General features: G+C 41.7%; 11 protein-coding genes and 1 pseudogene. 2 read left to right on the top strand and 10 right to left on the bottom strand.

Annotated elements, in window-relative coordinates:
- Positions 1–14 precede the first annotated feature (14 nt).
- The gene (locus tag GLIP_RS00955) at positions 15–3,344 is read right to left on the bottom strand and encodes a TonB-dependent receptor (RefSeq protein WP_008842664.1); all 3,330 of its coding nucleotides are present in this window, start codon (positions 3,342–3,344) and stop codon (positions 15–17) included.
- Between the two features lie 341 nt (positions 3,345–3,685).
- The gene (locus GLIP_RS00950; RefSeq protein ID WP_008842663.1) at positions 3,686–6,745 is read right to left on the bottom strand and encodes a sugar-binding domain-containing protein; all 3,060 of its coding nucleotides are present in this window, start codon (positions 6,743–6,745) and stop codon (positions 3,686–3,688) included.
- Between the two features lie 203 nt (positions 6,746–6,948).
- Between GLIP_RS00950 and GLIP_RS00945 the strand changes: the two genes are divergently transcribed.
- Entirely contained in the window at positions 6,949–7,980 is a 1,032-nt protein-coding gene (locus GLIP_RS00945) for a family 43 glycosylhydrolase (protein WP_008842662.1), read from the top strand.
- On the opposite strand, the gene GLIP_RS00940 is transcribed toward GLIP_RS00945, so the two are convergent.
- From GLIP_RS00940 to GLIP_RS00915, 6 genes are all read right to left on the bottom strand, one after another.
- Positions 7,977–9,281, bottom strand: coding sequence for a HAMP domain-containing sensor histidine kinase (locus GLIP_RS00940; RefSeq protein WP_040521573.1), 1,305 nt, complete (start codon positions 9,279–9,281; stop codon positions 7,977–7,979). The genes GLIP_RS00945 and GLIP_RS00940 overlap by 4 nt on opposite strands.
- Before the next feature lie 34 nt (positions 9,282–9,315).
- The gene (locus GLIP_RS00935; protein ID WP_008842660.1) at positions 9,316–9,990 is read right to left on the bottom strand and encodes a response regulator transcription factor; all 675 of its coding nucleotides are present in this window, start codon (positions 9,988–9,990) and stop codon (positions 9,316–9,318) included.
- A gap of 98 nt (positions 9,991–10,088) precedes the next feature.
- Positions 10,089–11,519 (bottom strand): efflux transporter outer membrane subunit, encoded by a 1,431-nt coding sequence (locus GLIP_RS00930; RefSeq protein ID WP_008842659.1) that lies wholly within the window; start codon positions 11,517–11,519, stop codon positions 10,089–10,091.
- A complete protein-coding gene (locus tag GLIP_RS00925; protein WP_008842658.1) occupies positions 11,512–14,673 on the bottom strand; it encodes an efflux RND transporter permease subunit in 3,162 nt (1,053 codons plus the stop codon). The genes GLIP_RS00930 and GLIP_RS00925 overlap by 8 nt, the downstream gene beginning before the upstream one ends.
- A 3-nt stretch (positions 14,674–14,676) precedes the next feature.
- Entirely contained in the window at positions 14,677–15,861 is a 1,185-nt protein-coding gene (locus GLIP_RS00920) for an efflux RND transporter periplasmic adaptor subunit (protein WP_008842657.1), read from the bottom strand.
- Between the two features lie 289 nt (positions 15,862–16,150).
- The gene (locus GLIP_RS00915; protein WP_008842656.1) at positions 16,151–16,678 is read right to left on the bottom strand and encodes a redoxin domain-containing protein; all 528 of its coding nucleotides are present in this window, start codon (positions 16,676–16,678) and stop codon (positions 16,151–16,153) included.
- A gap of 306 nt (positions 16,679–16,984) precedes the next feature.
- Here GLIP_RS00915 and GLIP_RS00910 point away from each other — a divergent pair, with 306 nt between their 5' ends.
- Positions 16,985–18,364, top strand: a complete 1,380-nt coding sequence (locus GLIP_RS00910; protein WP_008842655.1) for an NAD-dependent succinate-semialdehyde dehydrogenase — start codon at positions 16,985–16,987, stop codon at positions 18,362–18,364.
- 179 nt (positions 18,365–18,543) lie between these two features.
- On the opposite strand, the gene GLIP_RS00905 is transcribed toward GLIP_RS00910, so the two are convergent.
- Positions 18,544–19,350, bottom strand: coding sequence for an SDR family NAD(P)-dependent oxidoreductase (locus tag GLIP_RS00905; RefSeq protein WP_008842654.1), 807 nt, complete (start codon positions 19,348–19,350; stop codon positions 18,544–18,546).
- Positions 19,351–19,432: 82 nt separating this feature from the next.
- Positions 19,433–19,874 (bottom strand): annotated as a pseudogene (locus tag GLIP_RS22020) (2OG-Fe(II) oxygenase); the annotation flags it as partial.

Raw genomic sequence — 19,874 nt, 5'->3', positions numbered from 1 at the left:
CTTGAGGTTAAGACTTAGTCAAAACGATAAGTCATACCCAACGTGTAAGTACGGTCAGCATAACTAGACGTATCCGTAATCTGCTGATCAATTCTATAACGATGCGAAACCGCTTTAGTTATATTGTTGATATTAAACTGTACTCTTAGCTTCTTGTTCACGCGATAAGACGACGAGAAGTCAGCGCGAGTGACACTATCGTAATATAGAGGCCAGTTTAAGGTGCCACCACTGTAGTATTTACTACGATAGTTACCTGCTAAACGAACGTTAATTGGACCTTTATCATAAAAGATTGAAACGTTACCTGAGTGTCTCGACATGTTTTGGATAGGTAGAAGTACTGTCGGATCTTGCAGTTCATACCCATTTGGCAATTCACCTGCTTCATTCATTGCATCCAATGCATCACGTTGAGCTTCATAACCGCTGGCAGTGATGCCAAGTGCAGCTAGATCAAGCGCATCTTCTGTCGCTGAATCAATAAATGTTGCTTGAGGACGATTTCCATCGGTATAGGTATAGTTAAGTGAGAAACCAAACCCGCTCCAAAAATCAGGTAAAAAGTCTAACCACTGGGTGTATCCTAATTCAACACCTTCACGTACTGTCCCCTGTCCATTGTAGTACGTACGAATACGCCATAACTCAAGACCCGGGCTGGCTGAAATGTCTTCACCAACTAAATAGCCACCATTATCTTCGATACCCGTTAATATACCCGCTGGATCAGCTGGCACACCAAGCACACCACGTTTGGTGACGAGGTCGGCTTGAACTTTACGGTAGAAGAAGGCAAGACTAACCATATTTCCTTTGCCCCAATAACGTTCAAAGCTCAAGTCGAAGTTATCAGATGTCTGCGCTTCTAATTCAATGTTACCTATGTTTGTAGTACCAGAGCGAATACCTGGACAAACATCAGTCGTACCATTGTAATAGTTTTGAATTGCATATTGTTGTGCAATCTGACGCTCTTGTTCGGCTTGAGTAAGGTTTAGATTTGGCACACCGTTGTTAAATACACCTTGTGGATCTTCAGGGTCATATACTGCACAGCCTTGGAAGTTATTTAGCTGAGCTACAGGTAAAAGTCTGTCTAATCCCGGACGAACCATAGTTCTTGCCGCAGCGAAACGCGCTAAACCATAATCTTGGTGAGCGATAGCAATGTTCATGCTCGGTAGTAGGTTGTTATACGAATTAGTCAATTCAACCTTTAGCGGATTACCTTCACTATCAAGTGCGTTGTAGGTTTCAGATGTAACTTCTGTTTTAACTCCACGCACACCGATGTTTCCGCGATAAGTAATCTCGTTGGTCAAATCCCCATCAAGGTTAGCCATTAAATAAAGTGCGGAGGTGTCTTCCGTCATGGTGTAGTTTTCACCTTGGCTTTCTGTATAGCCAACATCATTAAATCCTGAAATTTCGTTCCACAACTCACGGTTGTCACGATACATATCTAGATTAAACGCGGTAAATGACGGTACGTTACCCGCTTCGCTGTAAAAGCCGTCATGGGTAGTATTGATGCCAGGGTAACGCTGGGTTAATTCGACCGCAGAGATTGGTTCTTCACAATCAAAATGCTCTTCCTCATTGTACGAACTAGCATTTGGACCATTCGGACCGTATCCCCAACGAGCATTACAAACGAATCTGAAACGACTAGCGTTTTCCATTACGTCGCGGGCAAAACGTCCACCAAATTCGATAGTATCAACAGGTCCCCAACCCAAAGAATATTCAAAATCAATCTTTGCAGCTGATGAAACAGGCTCACGTTTCCAACCATCATCACGGAAGTTGCCTACACGCCAGGTTCTTAAGTCATTTGGATCAATACCATTATTGAGAACAAGACCGACTGTTCTTGGGTCAGTTAAATCAACACTAAGATCTGTGCCGGTTTGACGAATTGCAGTTGCTTGATCGGTACCAATTACACTTGGATCATCTACACGTAAACGATGATCTTGTTGGTTAACTGGATTACCTAAATAAGGATTATAAGCTACAGCCATATAATGGCGCTCATGTGACGACATTGAATGGGCAATATCTGTTTTCATGGTGAAATCATCAAAATACCATTCACCTTTTAGCGCGATCGTAGTTTGCTTGGTGGTGTTATGTCCGCCTTGTGCTGTACTACGTGTAACATTACCTAACACACTGTCGTAGGCCGTAATAGGAGTCACTGTATCAATCACACGTCCCATGTTGTCAGTACGTGTAACTGCGGTGCCTTCTTGGATGTTGCTATACGCATACAAGAAACCATCTTCACCAAGTTCTTCTGGAGGAAGAATCCAGTTAGCTAGAGAATTTATTTGAAATGCGTCACTGGTGCTGTGGTTTAACGTCCGGTTATGCACTATATCAAGAGTATAAGAAGAGCTATCGTTTGGAGCCCATTGAAATGTTGCGGCCAGCGCTTTTTTCTCGTTTTGACCATTTCTATCAATTAACACAAACGAATTTGGACGGTAAACAGTTTGGTCGCCTTCACCACACTGTCCTTGTTGTAACGTTGTGCGGTTATTATTATCTACACCATATTTCGGGCAAACATTTCCCCAATTAGACACTCGAAGAACATCACCGCCTTGACGGTTGTCGTTATAGGTCAAATTGATCAGTGCACCAAAGTCACCATAATCAGTATCACGCCAACTACGAGTACCGATTAGATTTAGATTTGGATAGGTTTTATCAATCTCATCACCGTATTTTGCTTTGGCGTTAACATTAACAAAACTTTTCTTGATAGCCAGTGGACGTTTTGTTTTCAAGTTGATGGTCGCTCCCAACGAACCTTCTGTGCTGCTTGCGGTGGGCGACTTAAGTACTTCAAGGGAATCAATTAATTCAGAAGGGAAGTCAGCCAAGTTTACATCACGAGAAGGGTTAGTACCTTCACCACCCGCCACGCTTCGACCATTGAGCTCTATACGGTTTTGACTTACACCACGGATTTGAAACGCCCCAGCACTACCATTTTCGCCGAATATAACTTGTACACCAGTAACACGCTGCAACGATTCAACCACGTTTTCATCTGGAAAGTTACCCACGTCTTCAGCACTGATAACGTCAATAACGCGGTTTGCCTGACGTTTCATTTCACTTGCTTTTAATAAACTTGTTCTCAGACCAGAGACTTCGATGACTTCAACTTCTTCTTTTTCTGCATCTTTCTCTTTTAAGGTTTTTTTCGTTTCAGTAGACACTTCTATTTCAGATAGGTCTTCGTTGGCGTCTTGAGCATTCGCTGGATTTATTGCTAACAGTACCGAGACTGCTAGCAAGGATGGCAATGTTTTCCAAGGCTGTTTCATTGTGGACTCCGTTATATTTAGCTCAACAATAAATTTTAAATTTTTTGTTAATTGAGTAAATCTTTTCTAATGATTTCACTAAATACTTAACGCTTTGTTTAAGTTAAGTTGTGTATGTTAATTTTGTTGTAACAACTATGTAACAAGTCAGTTTTAAGTACCCGTAAAAATTTTTATTAAAAAATGCATTTTTAAATATAATTAAACTCAATTAAGGGGGATCCCATTCGACCAAACAGCAAAAACAATGTTTAGCGGTATAGTGTCGTTCAAAAAAAACCGCGTTTATCACGCGGCAAATGGGAACATAAAAACAAGGTACTTTAAAGCGCTAAACTGCTCTATTCATCGGCTTTTGGTGTAATACTTAAAGACTTAATATTCGGCCCACTGGAACCGCTGGTACGCAATTCAATATAATTTGCACCAGCTCCAAGTGGGGCTATCAGTTTGGCTTTTTTCCATTTTTTATTCCAACTGCCAGTATTTTCGAACTTAACAGTTGCTATTTTTTTACCATTAACAATCAGGTCCATGTCGCGACGTTTATTTTTATCATTTAACGCATAAGTAAATTCAAGTTGGTTTAAGCCATGCTCACCATCATTTTCCTGATACCAAGTGATGGAACCTTCTTTGCCTTTAAAGTCGACGAAGTTCTTACCTTTAATAGCACCTTTTAATTGTGCATCACGTGCTGGCATCGCACCAAGCGCAGCAGGACGGTTTACTGTTTGATCTGCATTGCCCCAGTACAAACCCGAACCATCAGCGAAGGATTCACGCATAGTAAATACAAGGTTATCGTTTACATACACAGTCGCGTTAACTTCAGTCTTGGGTGTCACTTTGAATGGACCTTGATACTTTTTACTTAACTTCGAAGGTTGAGAGCCATCGGTAGTGTAATAAATATCAATGTTGTTATTTTTAGGCGTCCCCACTAGCGTAAGCGTTTTAACATCAATATGTATTTCATTTGAACTGAATAACGACTTATCACCTAGAATAGCCCCACTGATCACACTCAAATTTTGCTTAGTATCGGGGACATCTAAGAAAGCCCTAGTGGCTCCCATAAATGCTTTTCGGTGATTTATCCCCACATTTTTGCTGGTATCTACTGGGTCGCCATTTTCTAACGAGCGGATGCTTGCCGAACCTTCAATATGGAAATAAACCCGATTTTCACCATACGGATAATAAATGCCATTTTTATCTTCTAGTGAAACGGTGATAATGGCTGCACCATCGTCTACAGTTAAAAATTCATCTTCCAGTTGCAAATTAAGTTGAGACGGACTTTTGGCGGTAACTTGCTGCGTAGTGGCCATTCGCTTTCCATCAATATAACAATGCGCAACTAAGGTTCCTTCTTGCCACGGCACCATCCATTCGGCTTGCATTTCATCCCACTTAGTCCCTAAATTATCACGACCTAATGACTGTCCATTTAAAAATAGTTCGACTTCTTCACAGTTTGAATAAGCCCACACGGGGATTTCTGTGTTCGCTTGCATGCGTGGATGTGTCCAATGCGGTAACAGATGAACAAAGGGTTCTTCTGTCCATTGGCTTTTATAAAAATAGAAAAGATCTTTTTCGAATCCGGCAACGTCTAAAGCGCCCCCCATAAATAGTCTAAATGGCCATCCACCATGTACATAGCCAGCTTCCCCATAGTAGTCGAAACCTGTCCACCTGAAATGCCCACTAAACCAAGGTAGGTCGCGCATTAGTTCCCAGTTTTTGCGAGCGGAGATTCTAACGGTGGCGTTGTCATAAGACGAATTGAAATGCTGTTTATGATTTTTCCATTTATCCGGCGCAGCCCATTCATAGGTAAAGATTTCTTTGTCTGTTAAATCTGGTAAATCGAATATACCTTGGCGTTCAGAATGATTACCGTCTCTCAACCAAGTTTTAGAACGATAGTAACCGCGAGTTTGCCAAGTATGTGGCGCTTCTGTCGCAACAAAGGGTTTATTAGGTTGTTGGTTAGTGAAAAACTGAGTTTTTTCACTTCCACCATTCACCCCAAACACATCCATTTTAGCTGATGCACTATGTCCGGATGTAACAGGTCGAGTAGGGTCTATTGCATGTACGTAATTTACCAGTTCTTCGCCTATTTCTTCCCCTCTGGTTTCATTTCCTACACTGTATAAGATAATAGAAGGATGATTTCTGTTTCGGGTTAACCATTCAGAAACATCTTCTTGCCAATCAGTATCAAAGGCCTGCTGACCATAATCAAAGGGTGCTTTTTTGTGCCAGCCATCAAAGATTTCATCCATCACCAAAATGCCAAGCTCATCGCAAAGCTCATAAAATATGGGAGGGTATGGGTTGTGTGCGGTTCGAATCGCGTTCACTCCCATCTCTTTAAATAAGGCTAGCTTCCAACGCAATAAAGGTTTGGTCCATGCGCCACCCACTGGCCCACCTTCCCAATGCTCACTCACTCCTTTAAGTTTAGTGTTTTCACCGTTAATCCAAAAACCGGTTTCAACATCCCACTTAATGTCACGAATACCAAAATGCGTTTCCACTGAATCAAAGACATGGTTAGCGCTGCGTAACGTTGTTTTTAGCGTATATAGATGGGGGGTTTCAACATCCCAAAGCGATGGCTTAGCGATACTTAACTCGGTATTAAATACACACGGCTTAGACGAGCAAGCAGTTAACGCTTGGCTGTCATAAACAGTACTATTGCCTGCTTGATCAATCAGTTCTGATTCGACATACATAGCCTCGGAATGGGAATTGCTGTACTCAACCTTTACCTTAGCAACTGCTAAATTCGCGTTTTTTGTTTGTGTAGTGACAAATACACCATTAGTGTTTATTGACGCTTGGGCATCTTTAACTATCAATGATACAGGAGCATAAATTCCTGCAGGATGATACCAGCGTGCAGACGGCTCTTTTAGGTTATCGACGCGCACTGAAATGTTGTTTTCACCGGCTTTAATAAATTGGCTGATGTCATAGCGAAAAGAAATATAACCATAGGCTTTTTTACCTAAATAATGGCCATTCACCCAAACTTCGCTATTCATATAAACGCCATCGAAGTTCAGTAACACGCGTTTATTTAACCAGCTTTCGTCTACCTCGAAGGAGCGCCGATACCAACCTACTCCGCCATCAAAATAGCCACCATTTGCCCCTTGATCGCCACCTTCACGAATACCTTTGTTGAAAGCCCAATCGTGAGGCACAGATACGTCTTGCCACTGTTTGTCATCAAAGTCTGAATTAGCGGCATTCTTAATATCCGACAATGAAAACTTCCATTCTGGATTCAAATCTACTGTTACACGCTCAGCATTAACGACACCTGAAAAAGCAAATAGGGTAAAAAAGACCCACTGAAACCGACTTAAAAAACGCACCTGACACTCCAAATTTATTTCCTACTCCATTAAAACAATGTAAACCCTTAAATGCGTAAAACTATTGTTAACAAAGTGTGTTCTAAATCAATCAAGCTTTGTTAAACAGCGTTAAAAACTTCTCAATTTCTCATTTTTAAATACGGATCGCTTCTAATTGATTGTTTATTTAACAACTAAGCATCAAAGTTGAACCTTAAACAATGTTTGTAAAAAGAAGCTCTGCGATTGCGATACCGCTACTATTTTTAGCCACATCCACGTTGCTCGCCTGTAATACTCAAGTTAACGATAAATATTTAAATACAGAAATAAACAAGGCAGTAACGCCCAGCAACCCGATTTTAAAACTAACTGATAAGGATTTTATTTACGCTGCAGATCCAGCGGCAGAAGTCTTTAACGGCAAAGTGTACGTGTACGTTTCAAGAGACTTAAACAATGCTACGGGCTTTAGTACGATGCAGGATTATGCGGTGCTGGAATCATCAGATTTAGTAAATTGGACCAATCATGGAGTGGTGCTAAAACCTAGAGAATACACTTGGGCGTCTGGACAAATGAATGCACCAGATGCGGCTTACAAAAATGGCTGGTACTACCTATATTTTCCATACAATAAAACCCACGTGGGTGTTGCAAAAAGCCGCACACCAATAGGACCTTGGCAAGCAGCGGTAAACGACAAAATTACCTCGATATTTGATCCCACCGTATTTGTTGATGACGACGGGCAAGCTTATATCTATGGTAATGATCACAAAGTGGACCTTGGTGATCCTGGCTGGCATGTGATGGGCGCAAAACTCAACGACAATATGCTTGAGCTAGAAACTGAATGGCAACGTTTATCGACCATTCAAGTTAACGAGGCGGTAACGGTATTTAAGCGCAACGGTAAATATTATTTTTTAGCCCGTCGCGGCGGATATACTGATTATTTTATGGCAGATACGCCTTTACCTAAACCAGATGAACTCAAGTATATGGGCCACCTAACCGAAGCGCAAACAAACTCACCAGCGCATACATCGGTCATCGAATTTAATGGCCATTGGTATTTATTTTATCATCGAGGGGATGTAAATAATGGTAGCTTTTTTAAACGTTCCGCAAGCTTTGAGCCGCTACAGTTTAATTCAGATGGAAGTATTAAATTAGTGGTGTTTACGCCTAAGTTAAAACACCTGAAGACTCCAGGTACACCAAAATTGAAAGCACCTAAACAACGTTAATTAGTGGAACGAAAATCAACGATAACCTGATAACATCCGTGTTGATTTTCTTTCTCGTAAAACCAGTTGTGGTGTTTAATAATTTTCTCACTTAACTGCAAACCTAATCCGTAGCCGTAACCGAAAGCGACCTGATTATTTTTCGAATCAGACACGGGGGGGTTACTTTCTTCTTTAACATTGCTGTTAATAATCGAAACACGACTACCTTGCTGCTTGATATGTACGTATCCATGTTGAGTATGTTGATATGCATTTCGTATGAGGTTATTTACTACGATATGACAGGCAACCGCGACCGCAGTCACGCTACATTCTTCACTTTCAATTTTCACTTCAACATTTTTACCACTGAGTAAATATTCAAGATCGCTACATGCCTGATTGATGATTTGACCTAACGGTATAGGTTCTGGCGAGATGTTCAGTTCTTCATTTCGACTTAACCATAGGAAAGTGTCGGTTAGATTACTCATGGTTAAACCAGCACGCTGAATGCGTTGTAATGTGAGCTGCTGTTTTTCAGTGGTTGGCTGCTTTTCGTTCAGTCTTTGCAATAAATCAACATTACTGCGAATAACCGCAATCGGTGTTCTCAATTCGTGGCTGGCATAACTTAGAAAAAGCTGCTCTCGCTCGATACTTTGATGGGCTGAAATTAAACTACTTTGCACTAACGAAGCCAATACGTTTAGCTCGTTATAGGTAAAATCAGGTGGCGTTTTTTGTAGATTACCTTGCTCTAACGATTTAGCCCAACCTTTTAACGATTCGATAGGCTTAGCAATCTTTTTCATTATCATTACTAGAAAAAACGCAAACAATGCAATGCCGATAATTGCGGCAGTAACTGCCCAAATGAAACGGTTAGTGGGCTCGCCTACTTTTTTTGTAAGGATGATATCTTCTTCGAGCATCACTCTTGAAATGAACCTCTGTTCACCTTGAGGATTGAAATACATCACCATAAAAAATAAGTTTTTGGGCAATGTGAATATCATTGTTTGCACTTTTTGCTTTTGTAATTGGCCTTCCACTGTGGGAGGAGTTTTGAAACGCTGTTGGATAATTTCTGGGGTATCTTGCCAACGACTAGCCACATGAAATCCTGCAATTGATTGCGGCTGACCGTCTTCAACCTCGGTTGATTTAGAGAGTTCGAACATCATTCCGTTGACGCCTCTATCGAGACCGTCGACATAATAACTGACACTTAAAAAAGAAAAAACGAATACCATGACTGAGCCAAGCAAGACGACACTCATAAAAAAATACAGTTTAAGGCTTGGTCTAATTTTCATGTTTAGTATTCACGTCCAATATTCAAGGTAGAGCTTATCCATTTTCGGCTTTAATGACAAAACCGACACCTGCTACGGTTTCAAGTCGAATATTACTTGAATCCACGTCTAACATTTTACGCAAATGATGAATATGCACTTTCAGATTGTTACTGTCGGGTTGTTCATCTCCCCAAACCGTCTGCATTAAATGCTGACGACTAATCACTTGAGGACTGGCGCGCACCAATTCTTCCAATAATTTAAACCCCGTTGGCGAAATTTTTAAGTTTTTATCTTTTAACTGTGCGCTGTGCTGCGTTAAGTCTAAACGTAAATCACCTAAAACGAGGCGTTTTACTGCACCGCTACGACGCTTTGCAAGCACTTGAACCCGCGCTACAAGTTCTTTCATGGCGAAAGGTTTTACCAGATAGTCGTCACTTCCCGCTTCAAACCCTTGCAGCTTATTTTCTAAGCTATCACGTGCGGTCAACATCAGAATAGGAATATCCATCCCTTTTTCTCTTAACGTGTTGCAGAGTGTTAAACCGTCCATTTTAGGCATATTGATATCGAGTATTATCATTTGATAAAAATTGTTTTCGACTAAATTTAGTCCCATTAGCCCATTACTCGCATGATCACATTGAATTGATTCAATTTCGAGGTAATCAACTATGGTTGTGGCCAGATCAATGTCATCTTCAACCAGCAGTACGTTAATCATTACTATTGCATTTCCTATTGAGCAAACCTATTAAGGCCTTCAACTTATCCAAGCATTTTAGAACAAGCTACATTATAGACACACAGTGCATGCTACATTTAATTAGATTCATGTTCCGCAAGACCACCACCTAAAACACGATATAACGCAATTCGGTTGGTCAGGTCGGCTTGATTGGTTAAAATCAGCGACTGCTTTGCTTGATACAAGGTGCGCTGTGCTTCAAGCGCATTTTGAAAGCTATCTATTCCACCTTTATAACGAGCCAGTGATAAATCGTAACTGCGCGTTGCAGCTGACACCAAAGCTTCTTCAGCTTGCAATTGAGCTTGTATTGTTGCCCTTCGCGCAAGCGCATCGGCAACTTCAGAAAAGGCTAGTTGGATGGCATATTCATACGCCGCCAAATACTTACGTTGCTGCGCTTCACTCAAAGCTAGATTGGCATCATTTGCGCCGCCGTCAAATATAGGCAGGGTAATACTCGGAGCAATAGTCCAGATGGTACTCGCTCCACCAGTAAATATATCAGCCAATACCGAGCTTGCTAACCCCCCGGTAGCCGTTAGAGATATCGATGGAAAGTATGCCGCTCGGGCAGCGCCTATGTTTGCATTTGCCGATTTCAGGTTATGCTCTGCGGCCAAAACATCTGGACGTTGTAACAACAAAAGTGACGTTAGGCCTGCGGGCACGTCACTCACCAAATTATCACTATCTGGAAGCGATTCAGGTAATAAACTAGAGTCAAACTCTTCGCCGACAAGCAATCGCAACGCATTCAAATCTTGTGCAACTTGAGTGGTATAGGTTGCTACATCTGAACGTGCGTTAAAGTAAATTGTTTCTGCGCTAGCCACATCAATTCTCGAATCGACACCAAGTTCCAAACGCTTATTTGTGATCTCCATAGTTTTAAGCGCATTTGCCGCTGTTTCTTTGGCTAAGCTAAGTTGATTATTATCAGCAGCTAAGGTTAGCCACGCATTCGTGATTTCACCAATAAGCGAAATATGCGCAGCCTTAGCCGTTTCCTCACTGGCTAAATAGGCTTCCATTTGCGCAGTCGTCAAACTTCTATTTTTTCCGAATAAATCAATTTCGTAACCACTTAAGCCACCTTGTGCTTCATAAGTTGTTGAAATATTTCCAGTAGAAGATTTTGATCGATTACCACTCAAGCCAACATCAACCTGTGGGTACAAATCTGCATTTTGAATGCGGTAAGTCGCTCTCGCCGCGTCCACATCTGCGAGCGTCTGGCGCAAGCTTCTATTGCTGTTCAACGCAAGCTCAATCACCTGCGATAAACGTGTATCTTTGATAAAGTTTTTCCATGCTACTTGCGTGGCTAATTGCGTAGATAATCCATCACCTTCTGCATTAGGTGCGTTTTCCCATTGATTCGGAACCGGTAAGTCAGTGCGCGAATATTCGGGCGTTAAAGTACTACAACCTGATAGTATTAACGCACAAACAATAGGCAAATATCTCACAATTCCTTTTTTCATGATTGGCAACTTAGACATGTGCGTTCTCCAATTTTTTGGGTTCATCGTCATACACAGGTTTTCTTTTCGAAAAAATGCCGCGGATAATCACAAAGAACATGGGAACGAAGAAAATCCCAAGTATTGTGGCAGTAAATGTTCCACCCACAATACCAGTACCGATGGATATGCGACTATTCGCGCCTGCACCAGATGACAGAGCTAATGGCAAGGTACCGAAAATAAATGCTAATGAGGTCATGATAATAGGTCTTAGACGTAATTTTGCCGCCTGTACCGCTGAATCCACAAGAGACATGCCGCGTTGGTACGACGCTTCAGCAAATTCAACAATCAAGATGGCATTTTTTGAGGCCAGTCCAATTGTTGTCACCAACGCCACTTGGAAATAAATGTCATTTTCTAAGCCTCTTAATGTAGTTGCCAAAACTGCACCCACAACCCCCAACGGAATGACTAAAATAACCGACAACGGCACGGACCAACTTTCATACAGCGCCGCTAGCGCTAGGAACACCACAAGAATAGAAATTGCGTAAAGCGTGGAAGATTGGCCACTTGAGAGTTTCTCCTGATAAGACAAACCACTCCATGCATAACTTAATTTTCCTTGTCCTACTTCTTGGGTTAATCGCTCCATTTCAGCCATTGCCTGACCAGAACTCACGCCACTCGCCGCGGAACCTTGTATTTGGTAAGAGGAAATACCGTTGAATCTAGATAAGCTTTGCGGTGCAGTTGACCAAGATGAGGTGCTAAATGCTGAGAATGGCGTCATAGTGACTTCACCATCAGCATTGCTGCCACGCACATGCCAATTCCCCAAATCCTCAGGCTTGGAGCGGAACTGTGCATCGCTTTCAATATAGACTTTCTTTACCCTTCCATCATCAATAAAGTCGTTTACGTAAGCGCCAGCCCATGCGTAGGTCAGGGTATTGGCTACATCCGATAGCGACAATCCAAGCGCTGTCGCTTTACCATTATCAATATCAATTTTTAATTGTGGGGTTTCACTTAATGCCCCTTCTCGAATCCCTACTAACAAGTCACTTTGACGGGCTTTTGCAAGTAATTCGTTCTTCAATTGGGCTAGTTCTTCCCGACTGGTGCCAGTTGCAGCCTGTAGCTCAAACGTGAAACCATTGCTTTGACCTAAACCTTGAATAACAGGTTGCGACAACGCAAAAATACTGGCATCGCGAATTGACGATAAGTTTCGATTCATACGATTAATCAACGCATCTGCACTTTGATCTTCTTGGGTTCTTTCATCCCAAGGTTTTAACAATACGAAACCCATACCGGCATTTTGTCCGCTGCCAGAAAAATTAAAGCCCGAGATGGTAAAAGCTCTGTCTACAATGTCCGACTCCTCTTCAATTATGTACTGCTCGACCTGCTCCGCAACAGCGGCGGTGCGTTTAATCGATGCACCTTCAGGAAGACTAATTTGGAACATCGTACTACCTTGATCTTCTTGGGGTAAAAAGCCTGTGGGTAAACGCACGATCAACAAACCTAAAACCACGACGATTGCACCGTACACTAATGTCCAACGAACTTTGCGGGTTACAATTCGCTGCACATGCCCGGTGTATGAATTTGTCAGGCGGTCAAATACGCGATTAAAACGAGCAAAGAAACTTTTGCCTTGCGCGTTATGTTTGGTTGGAGTGAGCATACTTGCACATAACATTGGGCTGAGTGTTAGGGCCACAACAACCGACAAGGTCATAGACGAGACGATAGCAATCGAGAACTGCTTATAAATAACGCCAGTTGAACCATCAAAAAAGGCCATGGGCAAAAATACTGCCGAAAGTACCACGGCTATTCCCACCAGCGCACTACTGATTTCTGACATAGATTTAATTGTTGCATCTCGGGGAGACAGGTTCTTTTCGAGCATTAAACGTTCGACATTTTCAACCACGACAATGGCATCATCAACTAACAACCCTATCGACAATACAATACCGAACATGGTGAGGGTATTGATCGAAAAGCCGAATGCAGACAACACTCCAAAGGTTCCTAGTAGTACGACAGGAACAGCGATAGCAGGAATAAGGGTGGCTCGCCAATTTTGTAAAAACAGCCACATAACTAAAACGACTAAAATAACCGCTTCAATTAAGGTATCCACCACTTCGCTGATTGAAATTTTAATAAACTCGGTGCTGTCACGAGGGAAAGCAACTTCATATCCATCGGGCAGATTTACGGCTAATTCAGCAACTTTCTCTTTTACTCGTGTTGCTGTATCCAACGCATTCGCATCTGGGGACAGCATGATAGCGATACCCGAAGCCGGGTGACCGTTAAGTCTTGGAATAGCACTGTAACTTTCACTGCCAATTTCAACACGCGCAACATCACTCAAGCGCACATTCGCGCCAGAAGAGTTAAATTTGATGATGATATTACGGAACTCTTCAGGTGTAGATAGCATGGATTGCGCAGTGACTGTGGCATTTAATTCTTGATCCGCCAGGCTCGGAATTGCGCCAATTTTACCCGCTGGAACTTGCACGTTTTGCGCACTTAACGCATTACTAATATCCGAAGGCATTAATTCATAAGCGGCCAGCTTATTAGGATCTAACCAGATACGCATGGCATATTGAGAACCAAAAACTCTCACATCCCCAACGCCTTCGATACGTGCTAAAGCATCTTGCATATTGGATGAAATATAGTCGGAAACATCAAATGCTGAAGCCTGATCGGTTTTGTCATAAACTGCCACAACCAATAAATAATCGGTATTTGACTTGGTTACGGTCACACCTTGAGATTGAACAGACTCTGGGAAACGTGAGTTAACTTGCTGTACTTTGTTTTGGACTTGTACCTGTGCATAATCGGGATCCGTACCTTCTTCAAACGTAATGTTTACCGAAGCACCACCATCAGATGTACTGGAAGACGAAAAATACAACAACCCGTCAAGACCAGTTAATTGTTGTTCGATAATTTGCGTCACACTATTTTCAACCGTCTCCGCATCAGCGCCTATATAACTGGTACTAACGCTGATAACAGGTGGTGCTACACTTGGATATTGTGCAATAGGTAAAGACACAATAGACGCAATACCGGCCAGCATAATAATGATTGAAATAACCCAAGCAAAAACAGGGCGATCAATAAAAAAACGAGCAAACATAATTTATTTCCCCACTTCTGTAGATGCGTTGTTTGAATCGGTCACAGTAATCATAGTGCCGTGTTCATCCATTTGAACTTCTATGGGTTTAACTTCACTTCCAGGACGCACTTTGCTTGAGCCTTCAACTAAAAGTTTGTCGTTTACCGATAAACCGCTGGCAATCACCCATTTGTTATCAACAGCGTTGACCGTTTCAACAACACGCTTTTCGACCAGATTGTTTTGATTAATAACATATGCGTAAGCTTCGCCTGTCGCCGTATGATAAATACCCTGCTGGGGAACCAATATTGCGTTTTCATTTACCGCTTCATTCACTTGTGTGCGAACAAACATACCCGGTAATAACACACCATTAGGATTTGGAAATTCTGCGCGTAAAGTAACAGTTCCTGTTGAAGCGTCTACCGACACCTCTTGCATCTTTAACTGACCTTTTAACTCATACTCAGAGCCATCTTCTAATGTTAAGGTCACTTCCGTGGTACCTTGTGTGACACCATTTTCAGTCATCAACTGGCGCAACTTAAGTAACTCTTTACTGCTTTTTGTCATATCGACATAAATAGGGTCCAATGTGCGAATGGTCGCCATCGCAGTGCTCTGTTGCGCTGTTACTAATGCACCTTGAGTCACGTTGGAGATACCAATGTGTCCGGAAATCGGTGCCTTTACTTTGGTAAATTCCAAGTTGATTGATGCTGTTGCTAATGCTGCTTCAAACTTTTCGATGTTAGCTTGTGCTTCCAGATAAGTGGCATGCGCGTCATCGGTATCTTGCTGAGATACGCCATCGATTTTAAGCAAACTGGCATAACGCTGATCTTTGACTTTCGCTGTCTCAAGCGTTGCCTTCGCGCTGCTTAAATTTGCTTTGGCTTCGTTGTAAGCGGCTTGGTAGGTGGCCGGGTCAATTTGATACAAAAGCTGCCCTTGCTCCACAGTATTGCCTTCTTCAAACAATCTCTGCTCAACAATTCCGCCTACTTGAGGACGCACTTCAGCAATTACAGAAGCAACAACGCGGCCTTGCATTTGGGTGTCAATGTTGTGTTCTGATGTGGTTACAGGAATATAAGACACTGCCGTTATTGGCATGTTTTTAGCTGGCATGCTTTCTTGTTGACAACCACTCAACAAAGCCACTAACAATAATACAGCGCCAATGTAAGTTGAAGATTTCATAATAGAGCGTTCCTCGTTAAATGCATAAACAATAGATCAGACTCAAGTCATTCCACTTACTCGTTTTTCAGGTAACAAATAAAGTGTTAGAGCCTATAATTGCCTAGAGCATAACAAGGTGAGGGTTAAGACGGGGTTAACGCTTTTTGAGTTTGGAAATTAATACTACTAAGAAGTGTCGATGGAGAACGAAGCTGAGATTGCAGAAAGTACCGCCCATCTCAAAATCAAGCATGCACTATCTAAAAAAGTGATTTAAGGGCGTAATCTGAACGCCCCCGAGCAAACGTTAATATTGGTGGGTACCACGAATTGGGTAGTCTTTTTCGAAAACAAACTCAATACCGCTCACTAACTGCTCTAAATCAGGACGAATGAAAGGTGCATTAGCAATCTCAATCATCACGGTTTTTCCTTCTGGATTAACTAGAAATAAGCCAGGCTCAGCAAACGCGTGGTCGGTTTCTGAATCACTCATAGGATCAGAAATATACAACCCTAACGTTTTCATGTGATCTAAGGTCAATCCCGTCAGTACTGGAAAGCTGACCTCTAAGCCTTTTTCTTGCATCTTAATTAATTGTTCTGGGGTATCAGCAGAAGCTGCCACCACATCAATGTTCAAAGAATCAAGTTTTTCAGTATAGTCTTCAAGCTTATTAAGGTACTTTAAACAAATTGGACAGTGATATCCTCGGTACACAACAATCAACGACCATCTATCAGAATCGGTTACAAGGTTGGCCGTAGCGCCGGTTGCGTTAGTGAGTTCAATGGTAGGAAACGTTTTGCCTGCTAACAATTTTGTATTTTGCATTCTTTATCTCCATAAAAATAAGGGCTAAGTAATTTCACTTGCCATGTTTAAATTGCGCTTTTGCCGTGCAATCCCCTTACCACAATACTTAGCCAACTGAATTTCCTAGGAAAACCGTTTGCGTTTTGATGTTAGGTAAAAAAATAACGCGTTAATAGTGAAAATATTTCATTGTCAAATGCAACATATTCACACCCATAACCGGAGACGAAAATGTAATGCGTTATAATTCAGCCAGTTAGACATTCTGAAAAGTTGGTAAAAGAATTGCTCCTAGGAAAACACTAAGTTAACTAAGGAAGTGCAATGACAAATACCACGCAAACAATCAATCCTTACACCGAACAAGTAATTCAAACTTATCAATTGCTAAATGCTAAACAGGCAAATGCGGCTATCGATAATGCGCACAAGGCATTCTTATCTTGGAAAAAAGTGTCGAAAGAAAAGCGCGCGGAGCAGGTGTTAAATCTGGCGAAAGTAATACGAGATAATAAAAGCGAATTGCTTGATTTAATGACCAACGAAATGGGTAAAATACGCGCTCAAGGAGAACAAGAGGTCGAACTGTGCGCAGTTATTTGTGAATACACAGCGCAAGAAGCCGTAAAAGAACTCGCCAATCAAACCCGCGAAATTGAAGGCGGTAAAGCAATCATTTGTTTTCAGCCCATCGGCGTAATACTAGGTATTCAGCCTTGGAATTTCCCATTGTATCAGGTGATTCGCTATAGCATTACCAACATTATGGCCGGCAACACTGCGGTTACGAAACATGCCTCCAATGTATTCGGCATGGCATCAAAAATCCAAGAAATGTACGAACAGGCAGGATTCCCCAAACATGTTTATCAATCTTTAATGATTGAAGGCTCATTAGCCACAGAATTAATAGCCCATGATAAAGTGCGAGGTGTCACTTTTACAGGTAGCGATAAAGTAGGTAAAAAAGTGGCTGAAATGGCCGGTAAACACGCTAAAAAGTCGGTATTGGAGCTAGGTAGTAATGATGCTTTCATCGTATTGGATGATGCCAATATAAAAACCGCTGTTGAGGCATGTGTAAAAGGCAGAATGATAAACAACGGTGAAACATGTGTTGCTGCGAAGCGCTTTATTATTACAGAAGCTAATTATGATGAATTCAAACAAGCTTTTGTGAAACAAATAGAAAACATGAAAATGGGTAATCCTAATGATAAAGATACTGACTTAGGCCCCATGGCCAGAAAAGACTTACGCGACGAATTACATGAACAAGTTACAGAGTCGATAGATAAAGGCGCTGTGGCGATATTGGGCTGTCAAATTCCAGATCAGAAAGGTTACTTCTACCCCCCTTCAATTCTTGAAAACGTACAACCCGGAATGCCAGCATACGATGATGAATTATTTGGTCCTGTTGCCGCATTGATTAAAGTGAAAAACAATGAAGAAGCTATGAAAGTCGCAAATGATTCAAGGTATGGTCTCGGTGGTGGTATCTTTTCAGCAGATGAAGATAACGCGCTGAAGTTGGCAATTGAAGAGTTTGATACTGGCATGGTTAATATTAACGGTTACGGGTTGGCACAACCGAATTTACCTTTTGGTGGAGTTAAATCCAGCGGCTATGGAAGAGAACATGGTGGCTTTGGGATCACCGAATTCGTGAATATTAAATCGGTTATGATTAATCAGGCTTAAATGAAGAGTTAGTTAAGAAAAAACGTCATTTTGATTGTTATCGCAAAGCAGTCATATTTTAGCGGGCTGCTTTTAATATACCGATTAATGATAAGCTTGCTCCAGCGACGATGAGAATAACTTGTTTTCTAGTCGATGGAGTATACTTCAATGCTGTGGATATATTTCGATTGCCTTGTTTACGCTGTGTACTTTGAAATGATAGCTTTAAGGGATGTCATCACTTGCTCACACTGACTGGTGTTATTTGCAAACGGATGAGGCGAAGAAAACTTCTTAATATCATTATCAAAGTATTTGCCAGAAGCATCTGAAAATTCATCTGAAAGCGCAGCGCTTATCAATATCTTCACACCAACACTTAAATCATGGCCCGCCACACCAAAGCCTTCTTTCACCATTTTTGACGCCAACATTGACGCAGGATTCACAGCCACTGAAACCTGTTTAGGTGGAAGACTTTTAGCAAATTGATGAGACCAGATAGTTAGTGCCAACTTACTTTGTGCATAAGCCTGAAAGTCATCGTTTAGGGCTTTTTTGCCCGCCATCGCATCCACATCAATTGGAGCTTGCGCTGCAGACGATAGATTCACAATACGCCCAGCTTCGCTCAATATTGGCAATAATGCGCGAGAAATTATTGCGGGAGCAAAGGTATTGACGACAAAACGCACATCCAGCCCATCTTTGGTGATGGGATGAGCCGTTTTAAAAATACCCGCATTATTGATAATGACATCCACTTCACAGTGCTGCTCTAGAATCGATTCAGTCAGTGCAGTAATGTCGGCAAAATCCGATAGATCGGCTAAATAACCTTCAATTGTTGAATTAGGCGCGATACTCTTGACGGACTGAATCGCCTTGTCCAATTTATCTTTGTTGCGACCGTGCATTAATAAGTGATGATCGCTCGAAGCCAATACTTTAGCGGTTTCTAAACCAATTCCATCTGTTGCACCTGTGATTAATATCTTTTTCATCTAATCTTTTCCTGATGTTTAACATAATGATTGCTTGAGTCAGTTAAATAACCTTGTGTGACTTGTAACCATTCATGCTGATTTAAAATGGCGAATAATTATCTTGTTCGTCTGAAGGCATTGACCATCGCAGTCGCGCATCAACGGCCTTTCGTTCAATACCTTGCGGTGGCATTTGTCCCTTGTCACCAAATAACCAAAAGACAAAATTAGAACGGCTTCCACTTGTAATATGCTGAGCAGCATGTGGAACATGCCCACGATGAATCACAGCCGTCCCTGATTTAAATATGTGTTCTTTGGTTAATCCTTGTTTTGTATCGTAAAAATTAACCGCCGAGCCAGAAAACAATTCTTCCGGTGTATTCAAATTTACATTTAAAGTCACTGAAGACGCATCGGTATGAGGGCGTATCGAGGTATCAGTGTTGGGTTGATAATGAATAGAAAAACCAAAACTCTGGCTATCATAGCCTATTATTTCTGGAAACAAGAGGCGAGCAATGGGTCGCATATAGATGTTT

It is taken from the genome of Aliiglaciecola lipolytica E3 (genome assembly GCF_000314975.1).
In the GTDB taxonomy this organism is placed as follows: domain Bacteria; phylum Pseudomonadota; class Gammaproteobacteria; order Enterobacterales; family Alteromonadaceae; genus Aliiglaciecola; species Aliiglaciecola lipolytica.
The sequence above is the reverse complement of the archived record's forward strand: the minus strand, read 5'-3'. Positions and strand labels throughout refer to the sequence as shown.

What these genes read in the sequence shown, in the direction of transcription:
- GLIP_RS00955 (WP_008842664.1), bottom strand. Translation starts at nt 3,344, where the DNA reads ATGAAACAGCCTTGGAAAACATTGCCATCCTTGCTAGCAGTCTCGGTA.
- GLIP_RS00945 (WP_008842662.1), top strand. Translation starts at nt 6,949, where the DNA reads ATGTTTGTAAAAAGAAGCTCTGCGATTGCGATACCGCTACTATTTTTA.
- GLIP_RS00940 (WP_040521573.1), bottom strand. Translation starts at nt 9,281, where the DNA reads ATGAAAATTAGACCAAGCCTTAAACTGTATTTTTTTATGAGTGTCGTC.
- GLIP_RS00935 (WP_008842660.1), bottom strand. Translation starts at nt 9,990, where the DNA reads ATGATTAACGTACTGCTGGTTGAAGATGACATTGATCTGGCCACAACC.
- GLIP_RS00930 (WP_008842659.1), bottom strand. Translation starts at nt 11,519, where the DNA reads ATGTCTAAGTTGCCAATCATGAAAAAAGGAATTGTGAGATATTTGCCT.
- GLIP_RS00925 (WP_008842658.1), bottom strand. Translation starts at nt 14,673, where the DNA reads ATGTTTGCTCGTTTTTTTATTGATCGCCCTGTTTTTGCTTGGGTTATT.
- GLIP_RS00920 (WP_008842657.1), bottom strand. Translation starts at nt 15,861, where the DNA reads ATGAAATCTTCAACTTACATTGGCGCTGTATTATTGTTAGTGGCTTTG.
- GLIP_RS00915 (WP_008842656.1), bottom strand. Translation starts at nt 16,678, where the DNA reads ATGCAAAATACAAAATTGTTAGCAGGCAAAACGTTTCCTACCATTGAA.
- GLIP_RS00910 (WP_008842655.1), top strand. Translation starts at nt 16,985, where the DNA reads ATGACAAATACCACGCAAACAATCAATCCTTACACCGAACAAGTAATT.
- GLIP_RS00905 (WP_008842654.1), bottom strand. Translation starts at nt 19,350, where the DNA reads ATGAAAAAGATATTAATCACAGGTGCAACAGATGGAATTGGTTTAGAA.